Genomic DNA, 14,594 nt, shown 5'->3' with positions numbered 1-14,594 from the left:
CGCACGAAGAGCGAGCGTGGAGATTCGAGAGCGATGCTGAGCGGCAAGCCCTGAATCTCGTGGAGTGGACGTAAGTCCGCTTAACGAGATACCTGTTATTGCTCGGTCTTGCCCAAGGAACGGTCCCTGCTCCTGTGTTCCAGGGACGAGCAGTGGTTGCCTCGCATTGGACTAAAGATTGCCTTCGCCTCAAATCATGCATCCACACCCACATCGTGTCGTGATTGTTCTTCTTGGGCTCCTGATGGGGGCTTGTATCGACATCCCAGAAATCCAGCATGTCGTCGAAGATGCGGACGCAGGATATGTCGAGCCAGGAGATGCCTCGACGCCTGATGCGGGTGGCCACTCCTTGCAGGTGGGGCTCGTCACTTCGAGAAGGGTCACGAACGGTTCGGTCGATGTGCGGATCGAATTGACTGGACCCGTTCCAGAGTTGGTGGAGTTGCTGGTCGACGGGGAGCGCGTCGCGACGATGCTCCCACCATACAGGACGCAGTGGAATACTCAGGTCCTCGCCGAGGGCCAACACGAGCTGCATGCGCGAGCAACTCTTGGCTCAAGGGTGTTTCTGAGCGTGCCCCATCAGCTCACGGTGGATCGGACTCTTCCAACGTGGCTCACCCGCAGTCCTTCAACGGGTTCTCGCTTCGTTGCCGTAGGGCAGGTGGCACAGGCCTTGTTCTCGGAGTCGCTTGATCCGACGACGGTCCATTCGAATTCCGTTCGGATGTTCGCGGGTGCGGAAGCCATCACAGCGACTGTCTCTCTCTCCACCGATGGGACGGCAGTGGCAGTGAGTCCGCTTTCGTCTCTCCCGCTCGATGTGCCTGTGAAGGTGACATTCACTGACTCGGTGACGGATCTGGCGGGAAACTCGATTTCGCCTGGAGAGCAGGAGTGGAGTTGGACCGTACCCGGCTACCTCCCATTGGGTGCGCCCCTGCTCACCGATGTACCAACAAGCATGTTGCCCTACCGGGTGGAGCTGCAAATAGGGAAGGCGGGACAGCCTGTCGTGGCATGGGCTGACTCTTCGCGCTTCGCGGTGTTCGTCCGCCGCTGGACTGGAGAAACCTGGGAACTTCTGGGGCCTCCATTGAAGTCTGGTTCGGCAGATGCTGCTCCCGGGTTGACTGCTTTGCGGCTCGACGAAAACGACCAGCCGGTTGTTGCCTGGGTCGAACCTGCCGAGCACTTTGTTTTTGTTCGCCGCTGGAATGGAGCGACCTGGGAAGAGATGGGGGCGGCCGTTCCAAGTCCGCTCAATGTTTGGGGCCTTTCCTTGAGGACAGATGGTTCTGGAAAGTGGTTCCTGAGCTTCATGGCGGGAAATAATGCCGGCTCTCGGTTCCTGATCTGGGAATGGGAAGAGGACCACTGGGTTCAGTTGGGAGCCGCTCTCAAGGTTGATACGAACGCGAGCCTGACGGGGGGATTCATGGGATTCGATGGCACCGGAAATCCCCTCGCGATGTGGAGTGAGCGGACCTCCGGGGGAGCCACCACGGTGCACATGCGTCGATGGAGCTCCGGGAATTGGGTACCCCTCTCTCACTCGTTCTCGACCTTGGATGGGATCTGGGGCTCGGATGCGAAGGGACGGCTGCTCTGCGCGTTTCCTCAGGGAAGTGGGGTGTGGGTCTGGGGCTGGGATGACACGGCGTGGGGCAAAGTCGGGACGCCGATGGATGAACTCTTCCCGGGAGCACCGCACGCGGAGTTGGGTGGATTCGCCTCGGACCCCACGGGGGCTCTGGTGGCATTGCTGCGTGAGCCCGAGAGTTCCGGACAACCTGAGGCGCTCTATGCCCGTCGACTGCGCGAGGGAAACTGGGAGCGGGTGGGAGGATTGCTTCGCCTTCAGCCAGACCAGAGCCCCTCGACGTACCCTGCGTTCGCGATAGCTCCTACGGGCCGGTTCCTCGTGGCCCGTGGGGAGTATTCCGAAGGCACGCCAAACGTGCGTCCCATCCGGGTCTACATCTCCAACGAGTGAGCTGATCGGCGTGCCCGCTCGGCGGTGACGTGTCCGTCCCATCCCCACCGTTCTCCATTGAACGGTGGGCAGGGGGCTCACGAGGCGTGGTGGGGTGGGCGCCAAGGGGGATGCGTGCATAGATTGTCCACCGCTGTTCCCCTACACGCGAGGCGCCTGCTCCATGACGCGCACGGCCACCCCCACTTCCGAAGAGCTGGTGCCGGGCACAAGCCCGGATGCGCCCCATGTGGGCCGCAGGCGGGTCCTGGTCGTCGACGACTTCGACGATGCCCGCGAGATGTATGCGGAGTATCTGGAGTTCGTCGGCTTCGAGGTGGACACCGCTCGCGATGGCATGGAGGCGGTGGAGAAGGCCCAGTCGAACGAGCCGGACATCATCCTCATGGACCTGTCCCTGCCCGTCATGGACGGCTGGGAGGCCACCCGGCGCATCAAGCAGGACCTGCGCACTCGCGACATCCCGGTGATGGCCCTGACGGGCCACGTCCTCGCCGGCAACGCGGAGCATGCGCGCGAAGCCGGCGCCGACGAGTTCGTCGCCAAGCCGTGCCTGCCTCAGGACCTGGAAAACAAGATCCGAAACATGCTCAAGCCGAGCAAGGCTCGTAAGCGGGAAGGCCAGGAGGGCTGAGTCGGTCGCGAAGGGTGAGTGCCCACCACTCGACACTTCCGCGCTCCCCTCCACCGCGCCGTGCCGCGTTCCACGCTGGGGAGGGTTGCTGTTCCAATAGGGGATGCATACGCCCTCATGGTGGGAATCCCTGCAGCCTCGCCCCCGCCAGACGCGTGGGCTCCGCCCCTGGAGTTCGACGAGTACCGAATCGTGCGGCCCATCGGTCGAGGGCGGACTGGCCGCGTGTACCTCGCCCAGGACACGCTCCTCGAACGCCCTGTCGCGGTGAAGTTCATCCCCGCGCTGGGCCCCAATGCCCTGGCCCGCTTCCTCGTGGAGGCCCGCGCCGCCGCGCGCATCCAACACCCCAACGTCGTCACGCTCTACCGGGTGGGACAGCTCGACGAGCAGCCCTACCTCATCTCCGAGTTCATCCGGGGCATGAGCCTGGACCGGCTGGTGAAGCCCCTGCGCTGGGAGCGCGTGCTCACCATCGGCAAGGACCTGGCCCGGGGCCTGAGCGCCGCCCACCGTCGAGGCGTGCTCCACCGCGACATCAAGCCCGGCAACGCCGTGCTCACGGAGAGCGGCGCCGTGAAGCTGCTCGACTTCGGGCTCGCCAAGCTCCTGGACAGCGCCGCGGGCCCGGATGACGCCGCGCCTCCCCGGAACGCCCCCCCGCCGGAGCTGCCGGCGGACCTGGACCCGGAGGCCAACCCGCACTTCTCCGCGCGCTCGTTGGACGGTGTCTTCCTGCCCTCGCTGCCCCAGGGCGCGCTGGTGGGCACGCCCTACTACATGTCCCCCGAGGCCTGGGCGGGCGAGGACCTGACGGCGCGCAGCGACGTGTACTCGCTGGGCATCGTCCTCTACGAGCTGTGTGTCGGCCGTGGGCCCTTCCGCGACGTCGTCTGGCGCGAGCTGCCCCATGTGGTCCGCACCCAGGACTCGCTCCCCCTGGCGACCGTCGCGCCCCATGTCGACACCGCCTTCGCGGGGGTCATCGACCGGTGCCTCCGCCGAGAGCCCTCCGAGCGCTTCGGCTCCGCCGCGCTGCTGCTGGAGGCGCTCGAGGCCCTGTCGCGCGAGGACGTCCCGACCCAGGTGCCCGAGGGAAATCCCTATCGGGGCCTGCGCGCCTTCGAGGCCGAGCACCGCGCCCTCTTCTTCGGCCGTCGCCGCGAGTGCCGCTCCGTGCTGGAGCGGCTGCGTTCCGAGTCCTTCCTGCTCATCACCGGCGACTCCGGCGTGGGCAAGTCCTCCCTGTGTCTGGCCGGCATCCTCCCCTCGGTGACAGAGGGCGGACTGGAGGATGGACGCCGCTGGCACTCCGTCCGACTGGTGCCGGGCCGCAAGCCCGTTGTGGCCCTGGCCGCGGCGCTCGCACCCCTCCTGTCGGTGGAGGAGGAGCCCTTGGCCGAGGCACTCCGCTCGGAGCCCTCGTGCCTGGTGCGCAAGCTCCGGGCTCGCCTGGGCGCCCGCGAGGGACTGCTCGTCTACGTGGATCAACTCGAGGAGCTGGCCACACTGGCCGAGCCGCTCGAGGCGGCCCTGGCGGGACAGGCCCTGGGCGGGCTCGCGGAGGGTGCCAGTGGCGTGCGCCTGCTGGCCTCCAGTCGCAGCGACTTCCTCACCCGGCTCACCTCCGTGCCCGGCCTGGGCGCGGAAGTCCCGCGCGCGCTGTACCTGCTGCGCGCGCTCACCGCCGAGGAGACCCGGGAGGCCGTCACCGGCCCCGCGCGCGTGAAGGGCGTGCGCTTCGAGTCGGAGGCGCTGGTGGACTCGCTCGTCACGGCCGCGGCCGAGGGCGGGCTCCCGTTGCTCCAGTTCGCGCTCGCGGAGTTGTGGGAGGCCCGCGACGTGAAGGCGCAGGTGATTACCCAGGCCGCGCTGGACTCGCTGGGCGGCGTGGCGGGCGCGCTGGCGAAACACGCGGACGCGGCGGTGGAGCGGCTCTTGCCGGACCAGCGCGCGGCGGCGCGTGGCGTGCTGCTGCGGCTCGTCACCGCCGACGGCACGCGCGCACGCAAGACGGACCGGGAGCTGGCGGGAGAGGACGTTCGCTACCGCGCGGCACTGGAGGCGCTCGTCCGGGCCCGCCTGCTGGTGGCGCGCGAGGCCCCGGAAGGAACGTCCTACGAGCTGGCCCACGAGGTGCTGCTGTCGGGTTGGAACTCCCTGGCGCGCTGGCTCGCGGAGGCCGCCGAGCGCCGCGAGATTCAGGCCCTGCTGGAGACCGCCGCCGCGCACTGGGAGAAGCTGAACCACTCGCGCGAGCTGCTGTGGGGACCGCGCCAGCTCGCCGAGGCGGCGGTGCTGGACTCGGGCGAGCTGACGCGCCGCGAGCAGGACTTCCTGCGCGCCTCGCGTCGAACGCTCGTGCGCAGCCGGGGCGTGCGTCATGCGCTGGCCGCGGGGTTCATCCTGTCGCTGGGCCTGGTGTACGGCGGGCTGAAGCTGCGCGAGCGCTGGAGCCTGGAGCGTCAGGTGCGCGCGGAGCTGGACGAGGCGCGGCTCTCCCTGGACACGGTGGTGGAGACAAAGGACCTGCTCCACTCCGAGCGCGCCGAGGCCTTCCGTCTCTATGGCAGCGGCCAGAAGCCGGACGCGGACCGGCTGTGGAGCAAGAGCGTGGCCCGGGCCGCGCAACTGCGACACCGCTTCGACGGAGTCTCGGGGCGGCTGGAGCGGGCCCTGGCCCTGGCACCGGAGCGGCCGGACGTGCGCGACGCGCTCGCGGACTTCCTCTTCGAGCGTGCCCTGTGGGCCGAACAGGACGGTGAGACCGCGGCGCTGCCCACGCTCCTGCAACGCCTGCGGCTCTATGACATGCGGGGTGAGCGCTGGACGCGGTGGACCGCGCCCGCGCGCCTCATCCTGGATGTCGCCGCGCACGACGTCGAGGTGGAGCTGCGTCCGTTGATGCACGATGCGCTCGGCAACGAGCAGCCGGGCGCGGCGCTGCCGCTGGAGTCGGAGCCGTGGATGGACGTCTCCGTCCCGCCCGGGCCCTACCAGCTCACGCTGCGCGCGCCGAACCACGAGGCGGTGACGCAGCCGCTGTTGCTGCGGCGCGGGGAGGCTCGGCGGTTGGAGTTGCGGCTGCCGCGCGTGGGAGCGATTCCCGCGGGCTTCGTCTTCGTTCCGCCAGGTGAGGTGCGCTTCGGCAGCGCCGCCGATGCGAGCGTCCGTGAGTTCTTCAACGCGGTGCCTCAGCACGCGGTGCAGGTGCCGGGCTTCCTCATCGCGCGCCACGAGGTGACGTATGCAGACTGGCTCGCCTTCCTCGAGTCGATGTCTCCCGAGCTGCGCGCTTCGCACCTGCCCCACGTGGGCACGGGTGGGTACTCGGGACACCTCTCGCTCGACCAGGTGGACGACGTCTGGCGGCTGCGCTTCCAGCCCGGCAATGTGCCGTACGAAGCGCGCGCGGGGGAGCCCGTGCGCTATGCGAATCGCACGCGACGGGGCGAGCAGGACTGGCGCCGCTTCCCCGTGAGCGGCATCTCCTTCGCGGATGCGGAGAAGTACGTGTCGTGGCTGTCGTTCAGCGGCCGGGTGCCGGGCGCGAGGCTGTGCTCGGAGCTGGAGTGGGAGCGCGCGGCGCGCGGAGTGGACGGGCGCGAGTTCCCGCATGGCGACAGGCTGGGCCCGGACGACGCCAACATCGACGCCACGTACGGCAAGCAGCCGGGAGGCTTCGGTCCGGACGAGGTGGGCAGTCATCCCGCGTCGCGCAGTCCCTTCGGCGTGGACGACATGGCCGGCAATGTCTGGGAGTGGACGCGCTCGTGGCTGGAGCCGGGGCGGGCGGTAGCCCGCGGTGGGAGCTTCTCCTTCGCGGCGACCTCGGCGCGCGCGACGAACCGGGAGCTTCCGGAGCCCTCGCTGCGCGACGTGACGATGGGCCTGCGGGTGTGCGCGGACCTTGCTTCGCCCGCACCCTGAGAGGTGCTCGCTCGCCCGCTGAGGGAGCACCCCGGCTACCGGACGATGGAACCGCCTGACTGTCCTGCCGTGCCTGCATGCACCCGCCTGGCGGGCGATGCGCGTGTCGCGTGGTCATCACTCCGGCTTGCGAGCGGGCAGGCTCCTGCGAACCTTGAGTCCAGCAGTCGGGCGGGGTCGGGGAGGTACGGGGCATGGCGGCGTGGCGGATGGTGGGGGCGATGGTTGTCGCCTGCGGGCTGGTGGGGTGTGGGAACTCGATGGATGAAGGAGCGCACGACACGCTGGGAACCCAGGTGGCCGAGCTGTCCTCGCCCAACGGGCGCAACCTGAATGGGCGCAATCTCAACGGGCGCAATCTCAACAGCGCCGAGCTGGGGCAGATGCTGGTGGCGGTGCGCTTCGCGGGCGCCGAGCGCGCGGAGACGGGCGCATCCTCTCTGACGCGGACGTGGCTGGATGGCAGCGTGTTCCGCGCCGACGCGCAGGACGGCTCGGTGCTGTCCGGGATGGACTTCCTCGGCGCGCGCTTCGTCGGAGAGCTGGGCAGTGGCGACACCGTCGCGCTGCGCGTGGACGGCATCCAGCCTCGCGGGGGCCAGAGCGAGGACGTCTGGTCCTACCGCGTCTCGTATTACTCGCTGGCGGACAACACGTGGAAGCCCGCGTGTCAGGACGCGGATGGCTCCGCGCTCGGTGCCATTCCGATGGTGGGGCGCTGGGACTACCGCCAGGGCGTCGCCGGTGGCGGCGCGAAAATCGAGGACACGCAGACCTTCACCTTCGCGTGTGAGGGCGCGGCCATCGCCAAGTGCGTGCGCTTCGGCTACCGCCCCTGGGCCACCACGTCGACGGGGAGCAGCATGGCGCCGCTGCACCAGGCCTGCACCCGCATGGTGCGCGCGGACTTCTGTGGTGACGGCACCTCGTACACGGTGGATGGGAACTGGGTGAACCTGTACGACGCCTCGGGCGTGCAGCACGACTCCGAGGGCTGGGCCGTGGAGGCGGAGTGGGACGCCGAGGGCGCCCGCTGCCGTACGCCGACGACTCGTGCGCAGCAGGAAGTCACGTGCCCCTCTCGCACGGCGCTCCCGACGTGTGGCCAGCAGGAGAACTTCCTGCTCGGCACGCTGCTGATGAGCGAAGTCCCGCCCGCGGTGACGCAAGGGCCCCTGTAGTCGAGCGCCTGGTGGGCCTGGCTGCCCATTCAGGGCGTGAGCGGGCGGCCTGCCTCTGTCTCCTGGGGCGAGGAGCGGAGGCGTGCGACTTCCGGCGGCAAGGGGCCGACACCACGTTTAGCCGGCCCGCCGGGGGCAGGGGAGGGACCGGCGGAGGACGGAGACGCGCGGTGAGACGAGCCCAACGGACGAGACGGATGGCGGCTGGCGGGACGTGGGGCCTGCTGCTGGCGGCGGCTTGCGTGGTGGCCGGGTGCAAGAAGGGCTCGGGAGAGCCGGCACCGCCCGCGGAGCCCATTCTGACGCTGGGGCAGGAGAACGTAGCGCTCGCGGAGCCAAGCGAGCTGCGCTCCGGCCCCGGCATCTCCGGCACGCTTCAAGCCCGCACAGCGGCGGCGGTCCGCGCGCAGGTGGGCGGCACGGTCCTCGACATCAAGGCCCAGCAGGGGCAGGTGGTGAAGAAGGGGCAGGAACTCGCGCGCATCGACGATGCGACGTTGAGGGACCAGCTCATCGCCACGCGCACGGCCGTCTCGACGGCGCGCAGTGCCTTGCAAGTGGCCGAGGCCGAACAGGAGCGCAGCGCGAAGCTGGCCAAGGCGGGGGTCATCACCCAGCGCGACTTCGAGCGGGCGCAGTTGTCGGTGGCGCAGGCGAAGGGGCAGCTCGCGGAGGCGCGCTCCCGGCAGGCGCTGGCCCAGCAGCAGCTCGGACGCACGCGGGTGGTGGCGCCCTTCGAGGGCGTGGTGAGCGAGCGACAGGCGAACGTGGGCGACGTCGTGCAACCCGGCTCCCCGTTGTTCACGGTGGTGGACCCGCGCACGCTGCGCCTGGAGGCGTCGGTGCCGGCCGCGAACCTGGACCAGGTGAAGGTCCAGACGCCGGTGGAGTTCAAGGTCACCGGCTACGGTGACAACGCCTTCACCGGGCAGGTGGAGCGCATCAACCCGGTGGTGGACCCGAACACGGGGCAGGTGCGCCTCTACGTGGCGATTCCGAACACGGACCTCCAGCTCCTCGCGGGGCTGTTCGCGGAAGGGCGCGTGTCCGCGAAGGCCGTGCGAGCGCTGTCCATCCCGCTGGGCGCGGTGGATGACACCGAGGGCAAGCCCGGGGTGATGCGCGTGCGAGACGAGCGCGTGGAGCGCGTGCCCGTCACGCTGGGGCTGCGAGACGACGTCGAGCAGCGCGTGGAGGTGCGCCAGGGACTCCAGGAGGGCGACGTGGTGCTGCTCGGCTCCGCGCGCGACGAAGTCACTGATGGCGCGCGCGTGAAGGTGGACCCGCCGCGTCCGGGAGAACAGCGGACACGAGACGAGGGGCCTGGAGTCGGCGGTGGAGGTTCCGAGGTCCCTGGGACGCGAGGCACGTCCGCGCCGTCACGTCCCACACCTTCACCGAGCGAAGCCTCGGAGGGCGCGCCGCAGCCGGCGCCCTGAGTTCGCCGCGTCCCTTCGACTCCTTCCGGGAGAGCCCTCGTGTTCATCTCCGACTTCGCCATCAAGCGCCCCATCGTGACCATCACCGCGATGGTGACGCTGGTCATCTTCGGCATCGTCGCCTTGTGGCAACTGGAGACGGACGAGTTCCCGGACGTCCAGGCGCCGGTCATCGCTGTCAGCATCGTCTACCCAGGCGCGGCACCCGACACGGTGGAGCGCGAAATCGTCGAGCCGATTGAAGACGCCATCTTCGCCATCAGCGGCGTGGATCCGCAGGAGACGACGGCCACCGCCACCGACGGCCTGGCCACCTTCACGGTGTTCTTCGAGTTCGAGAAGGACATCCAGGAGGCCTCGCAGGACATCCGCGACGCCATCTCCAGCAAGCGGGCCGACCTGCCTCGGGAGATGGAGGAGCCCGTCCTCACGCGGTTCGACCCGGCGGACGCGCCCATCGTCTCATTGACGCTGACCTCGGAGCGGCTCGACGTGGCCGCGCTGTCCCGCGTGGCGGACCCGTTGGTGGTGGGTGAGCTCCGCTCGGTGCCCGGCGTCGCGCAGGCGGACGTCGTCGGTGGTGTCGAGCGGGAGATGACGGTGCAGCTCAAGCCGGAGGCGCTCCAGGCCGCGCGCATCTCCCTGGCGGAGGTCGTCACGGCGCTCCAGGCGCAGAACCTGGCCGCGCCGGTGGGGCGCATCAACTCGAAGCTCGGAGAGGAGTCCATCCGCCTCAAGGGGCGCCTGGAGAGCCCCGAGGCGTTTCGAGACATGGTGGTCACCACTCGCAACGGCCAGGTCATCCGGCTGGGGCAGTTGGCGGACGTCTTCGTGGGCTCCGAGGAGCCTCGCACGCTGGCGCTCTATGACGGTAAGCAGGCGGTGGGCATCGACGTGCTGAAGACGAAGGGCTACAGCACCACCGAGGTGGCGGATGCCGTGCGCGAGCGCGTGGCGGCGCTCCAGAAGAAACTGCCGGCTGACGTGAAGCTGGCCATCGTCCGTGACGCGGGCGTTCGCGTGGAGAGCGCGGTGGAGAACGTGCAGTCGGCGCTGGTGGAGGGCGCGCTGCTCACCGTGCTGGTGGTGTTCCTCTTCCTCAACTCGTGGCGCTCCACCGTCATCACCGGCCTCGCGCTGCCGGTGAGCGCGCTGGCGGCGTTCATCAGCGTCTGGGCCTTCGGCTTCACGCTCAACACGATGTCGTTGCTCGGCCTGACGCTGGCCATCGGTATCCTCATCGACGACGCCATCGTGGTGCGCGAGAACATCGTGCGCCACATCGAGATGGGGAAGGATCACTACACGGCGTCGAAGGACGGCACGTCGGAGATTGGCCTCGCGGTGTCCGCGACCACGTTCTCCATCGTCGCCGTCTTCGTGCCGGTGGCCTTCATGTCCGGCGTGGCCGGCCAGTGGTTCAAGCCCTTCGCCCTCACCATCGCCTGCGCGGTGCTGGTGTCATTGTTCGTGTCCTTCTCGCTGGACCCGATGCTGAGCGCGTACTGGGCGGACCCGCAGGTAGAGAAGGGCGCGCGGCAGGGCTTCATCTCCCGCGTCCTCACCCGCTTCAACACGTGGTTCGACCGGCAGGCGGACCGCTACAAGGGCGTCATCGCCTGGGCGCTGGACCACCGGCTCGCCATGGTGCTGGTGGCGGTGGGCTCGCTCGTGGGCGCGCTGGTGCTCCAGGGCACGGTGGGTGGCGCGGGCTTCGTCCCCGTGAGTGACCGCTCGGAGGTGGAGTTGCTGGTGGAGACGCCACCGGGCTCCAGCCTGGAGTACACGCGCCGCAAGGTGGAGGAGGTCACCCGTGTCGCCCGAGCCCACCCGGAGGTGGCCTACACGTACAGCACCATCGGCGTGCCGTTGCCGATGAGCGCGCCCGGTGTGGACCAGGCGCTGGTGTACGTGCGGCTGACGCCCAAGGCGGACCGCGACGTGAGCCAGGACGCGCTGGGCAGCAGGCTGCGCAAGGAGCTGGCGAGCGTGGGCGGCGCGAAGGTGTCTGTCTTCACGTCGGGCTTTGGCGGAGCCATGAAGCAGATTCAGCTGGAGCTGCGTGGGCCCGACCAGAAGAAGCTCACCGAGCTCGCGCAGCAGGTGCAGCGAGAAATGGAGCAGGTGCCCGGCGCGGTGGACGTGGGGCTCTCCACGCGAGGCCAGAAGCCCGAGCTGGAGGTGGACCTGAACCGGGGGCTCGCGGGTCAGCTCGGGGTGACGGTGGGGCAGGTGGCCCAGGTGCTGCGGCCGGCCTTCGCGGGTCTGGACGTGGGGGACTGGGTGGACCCGATTGGAGAGACGCGCGACGTCATGGTGCGGCTGGCGCCCGAGGCGCGCGACAACCCGGACGACCTGGCGCGGATTCCTCTCATGGTGGGCGCGGCGCCAGGCGGCGCACCGCAGCTCGTGCCGCTCGGACAGGTGGCGGACATCCGTCAGGCGCTCGGCCCCGCGCAAATCACGCACCTCAACCGCGAGCGCGTCATCAACGTGCAGGCGAACGTGCAGGACCGCTCGTTGACGGAGGTGATGCGAGACATCCAGAAGCGGGTGGACGCGGTGCAGCTCCCCGCGGGCTACACGCTGACGACGGGCGGCGAGTCCGCGGACCAGGAGGAGGTGTTCTCGCGAGTGTTCCTCGCGCTGGGCGTCGCGGTGCTGCTGATGTACCTCATCCTGGTCATCCAGTTCGGCTCGTTCCTGGACCCGCTGGCCATCCTCCTCTCGCTGCCGCTGTCCCTCATCGGCGTGGTGCTGGCGCTGCTCATCACCGGGGACACGCTCAACATCATGAGCCTCATCGGCGTCATCCTGCTGATGGGCATCGTCGCGAAGAACGCCATCCTGCTCATCGACTTCGCGAAGTGGTCTCACGAGAAGGGCATGCCCTTGCGCGAGGCGCTCATCGAGGCGGGCCGCATCCGCTTGCGCCCCATCATCATGACGACCTTCGCGCTGGTAGCGGGCATGATTCCGGTGGCCATCGGCGCGGGTGAGGGTGGCGACTTCCGCGCACCGCTGGGCCGCGCGGTGATTGGCGGCACGATTACGTCCACGCTGCTGACGCTGCTGGTGATTCCGACGGTGTACGAAATCCTGGTGGATGGGCGGACGTGGATGGGCCGCAAGCTGCGCAAGGTCTTCCACCTCCGCGCGCCCCAAGGCCCGCACTCCACGGGCGGAGGCGGCGAGCCCCGGCCCGCGCCCCAGTCCCGACAGAAGTGATACCTGGCCCGCGCGCAGTGTCCGTGAAGCCGCGCGGAGTGTCGTCCTCGGACGGATGTTGAACGTCGGCCCGAGAAGCGGGTTGGCGTGTCGCTCGGGGGAACCTAGGGTCGGTCGCCATCCGCCATGTCCCGAGCCTTGCTGCCTGAAGACCATCGTCGACTCGTCACCCAAGCCCTGGCCTCACTCGATGTCCGCAACCTGGTCCTGAGCATCCACGACCCCAGCTTCCCCAGTCTTCCTCACGAGGACACGGGGCGGGGCTCGCCCTATTCAGAGGGCGCGGCCCGCTTCCTGGACGCCGCGCACTCGCTGGGCTTCACGGGCATCCAGTTGGGCCCCCAGGGCCAGACGTCGGAGTCGAACGCCTCGCCGTATGACGGCACGCTCTTCTCGCGCAACGTGCTCAATGTGGCGCTCGCGGCGCTGGAGGACGAGGCCTGGGGCGCGCTGCTCCCGAAGGGCCGCGTGTCCGCGCTCGTGGAAGGGCGCTCGCGTTCGTCCAGTCCCGGGGAGCGTTACCGATGGGCCTTCCGCGCGCAGCTCGCGGCGCTCGATGATGCGTGGACGTCGTTTCGTCTCCAGCGCGAGAGTCCGGGGGCTTCGGCCGCCTTGCGTGAGGTGTCATCGCGCTTCAACACCTTTCGTCAGCGTCACCGGGCGTGGCTGCTGCGTGACGCGCTCTTCGAGGTGCTGTGCGCGGAGAAGGGCGTGTTGGATTGGAGGCCGTGGGCCGACTCGCTGGATGGACGGCTGTGGAGTCCTCGTCAGGGAGCCGAGGGTGTCGCCGCCGCGCGGGTGCAGGCACTGGAGACGCAGTACGCGGAAGCACTGGAGCGCTATGCCTTCTTCCAGTTCCTGGTGCATGCGCAGCATGAGGGCCTGCGCGCGCACACGGCGGCGCTGCGACTGAAGCTCTATGGCGACCTGCAGATTGGCTTCTCGCCGCGTGATGCGTGGGCGTGGCAGGGCTTGTTCCTGCGCACGTACCAGATGGGGGCGCCGCCGAGTCGCACCAATCCCGAGGGCCAGCCGTGGAACTACCCGGTGTTGGACCCGGAGCAGTACTTCGCGGAGGGCGGAGAGGGGCCTTCATCGGGCTTCCGGCCCGGCGCGGTGCTGCGCTTCATGGACGCGCGCGTGGACAAGATGTTCGCCGAGTATGACGGGCTGCGGCTGGACCATCCCCATGGACTGGTGTGCCCGTGGGTGTACCGCGCGGGGCAGTGGGATGCGCTGGGGGCAGTGCAGCACGGGGCGCGGCTCTTCTCCTCGCCGGACCTGGAGGGCCATCCGGAGCTGGCGCGCTACGCGCTGGTGGGCCCCGAACAACTGGACCGCTCGCTGCCGAGGTACGCGGATGGCGAGGTGAAGTCGCTCACGCCCGAGCAGGTGCAGCGCTTCAGCGTCCTCTTCGACACGGTGGTCGCGGCGGCGCGGCGCAACGGTAGGGACCTGGGCGACCTGCTGGGCGAGGTGCTGAGCACGCTGCCGTTTCCGCTGGGGCGGGTGATGGCGCGCTACGGGTTGGGGCGCTTCCGCGTCACGCAGAAGGCGGACCTGGGCAACCCGGCGGATGTGTATCGCAGTGAGAACGTGGCGCCCGAGGACTGGATGATGGTGGGCAACCACGACACGAAGTCGCTGTGGCGACTGGTGGGCGACTGGCAGTGGCGTGGCACGCTGCGAGCGCAGGCCGACTACCTGTCAACGCGGCTGTGTCCCGAGCCCGAGCAGCGTGAGGCCTTCGCGCGAGGGTTGGCGACGGACCCGGGGAAGCTCGCGCAGGCGAAGCTGGCGGACCTGTTCGCCAGTCGCGCGCGCAACGTCATGGTGTTCTTCACGGACCTGCTGGGGATACCGGAGACGTACAACGAGCCCGGCACGGTGGACGAGCGCAACTGGTCGCTGCGCGCGCCCACGGACTGGATGCGCGAGTATCGCGAGCGGCTTCGAGGCGACGCCGCGATGAACCTCCCCGGCGTGCTGGCGATGGCGTTGCGAGCCGGTGGCGCGCCAGCGCGGGAGAAACATCGCGAGTTGCTCGCGGGACTCGACCAGCTCGCGGAGTCACTGAGGGAAGGCCCATAGCCTCTCCCGCTTCTCGCGCCGGAATGGGCGTCGCACGAGGGAAGCAGGCGGACCGCGAAGCGAGGTGAGTCTCCACTCTCGCATCAGGTCCG

Annotated in this window: 7 protein-coding genes; all 7 read left to right on the top strand. The window is 69.2% G+C overall.

Annotation, left to right across the window (positions count from 1 at the left end):
- Positions 1-220: 220 nt before the first annotated feature.
- The gene (locus tag ACN469_RS00615; protein ID WP_498763077.1) at positions 221-1,999 is read left to right on the top strand and encodes an Ig-like domain-containing protein; all 1,779 of its coding nucleotides are present in this window, start codon (positions 221-223) and stop codon (positions 1,997-1,999) included.
- Positions 2,000-2,162: 163 nt separating this feature from the next.
- Positions 2,163-2,633: a response regulator gene (locus ACN469_RS00610; RefSeq protein WP_498763075.1), complete on the top strand. Its 471-nt coding sequence runs from the start codon at positions 2,163-2,165 to the stop codon at positions 2,631-2,633.
- Between the two features lie 117 nt (positions 2,634-2,750).
- Positions 2,751-6,563: an nSTAND1 domain-containing NTPase gene (locus tag ACN469_RS00605; protein ID WP_498763074.1), complete on the top strand. Its 3,813-nt coding sequence runs from the start codon at positions 2,751-2,753 to the stop codon at positions 6,561-6,563.
- A gap of 194 nt (positions 6,564-6,757) precedes the next feature.
- Complete coding sequence (locus tag ACN469_RS00600; RefSeq protein ID WP_498763073.1) at positions 6,758-7,744, top strand: ADYC domain-containing protein; 987 nt, start codon at positions 6,758-6,760, stop codon at positions 7,742-7,744.
- Between the two features lie 197 nt (positions 7,745-7,941).
- Positions 7,942-9,183 carry an efflux RND transporter periplasmic adaptor subunit gene (locus ACN469_RS00595; RefSeq protein WP_498763071.1) on the top strand — a complete coding sequence of 414 codons (1,242 nt, stop codon included), beginning with the start codon at positions 7,942-7,944 and terminating at the stop codon, positions 9,181-9,183.
- Positions 9,184-9,222: 39 nt separating this feature from the next.
- On the top strand, positions 9,223-12,411 hold the full coding sequence (locus tag ACN469_RS00590; RefSeq protein WP_498763069.1) for an efflux RND transporter permease subunit: 3,189 nt from the start codon (positions 9,223-9,225) through the stop codon (positions 12,409-12,411).
- 126 nt (positions 12,412-12,537) lie between these two features.
- Positions 12,538-14,502, top strand: a complete 1,965-nt coding sequence (locus tag ACN469_RS00585) for a 4-alpha-glucanotransferase (protein WP_498763067.1) — start codon at positions 12,538-12,540, stop codon at positions 14,500-14,502.
- The last annotated feature ends 92 nt before the right edge of the window (positions 14,503-14,594 follow it).

This window comes from Corallococcus terminator (genome assembly GCF_049194865.1).
In the GTDB taxonomy this organism is placed as follows: Bacteria; Myxococcota; Myxococcia; order Myxococcales; family Myxococcaceae; genus Myxococcus; species Myxococcus terminator_A.
Note: the sequence above shows the minus strand (reverse complement) of the source record. Positions and strands in the feature narration are given on the sequence as shown.

Bases quoted from the DNA above. Each gene is read 5' to 3' on its own strand.
- ACN469_RS00610 (WP_498763075.1), top strand. From the start codon at position 2,163: ATGACGCGCACGGCCACCCCCACTTCCGAAGAGCTGGTGCCGGGCACA.
- ACN469_RS00605 (WP_498763074.1), top strand. From the start codon at position 2,751: ATGGTGGGAATCCCTGCAGCCTCGCCCCCGCCAGACGCGTGGGCTCCG.
- ACN469_RS00600 (WP_498763073.1), top strand. From the start codon at position 6,758: ATGGCGGCGTGGCGGATGGTGGGGGCGATGGTTGTCGCCTGCGGGCTG.
- ACN469_RS00595 (WP_498763071.1), top strand. From the start codon at position 7,942: ATGGCGGCTGGCGGGACGTGGGGCCTGCTGCTGGCGGCGGCTTGCGTG.
- ACN469_RS00585 (WP_498763067.1), top strand. From the start codon at position 12,538: ATGTCCCGAGCCTTGCTGCCTGAAGACCATCGTCGACTCGTCACCCAA.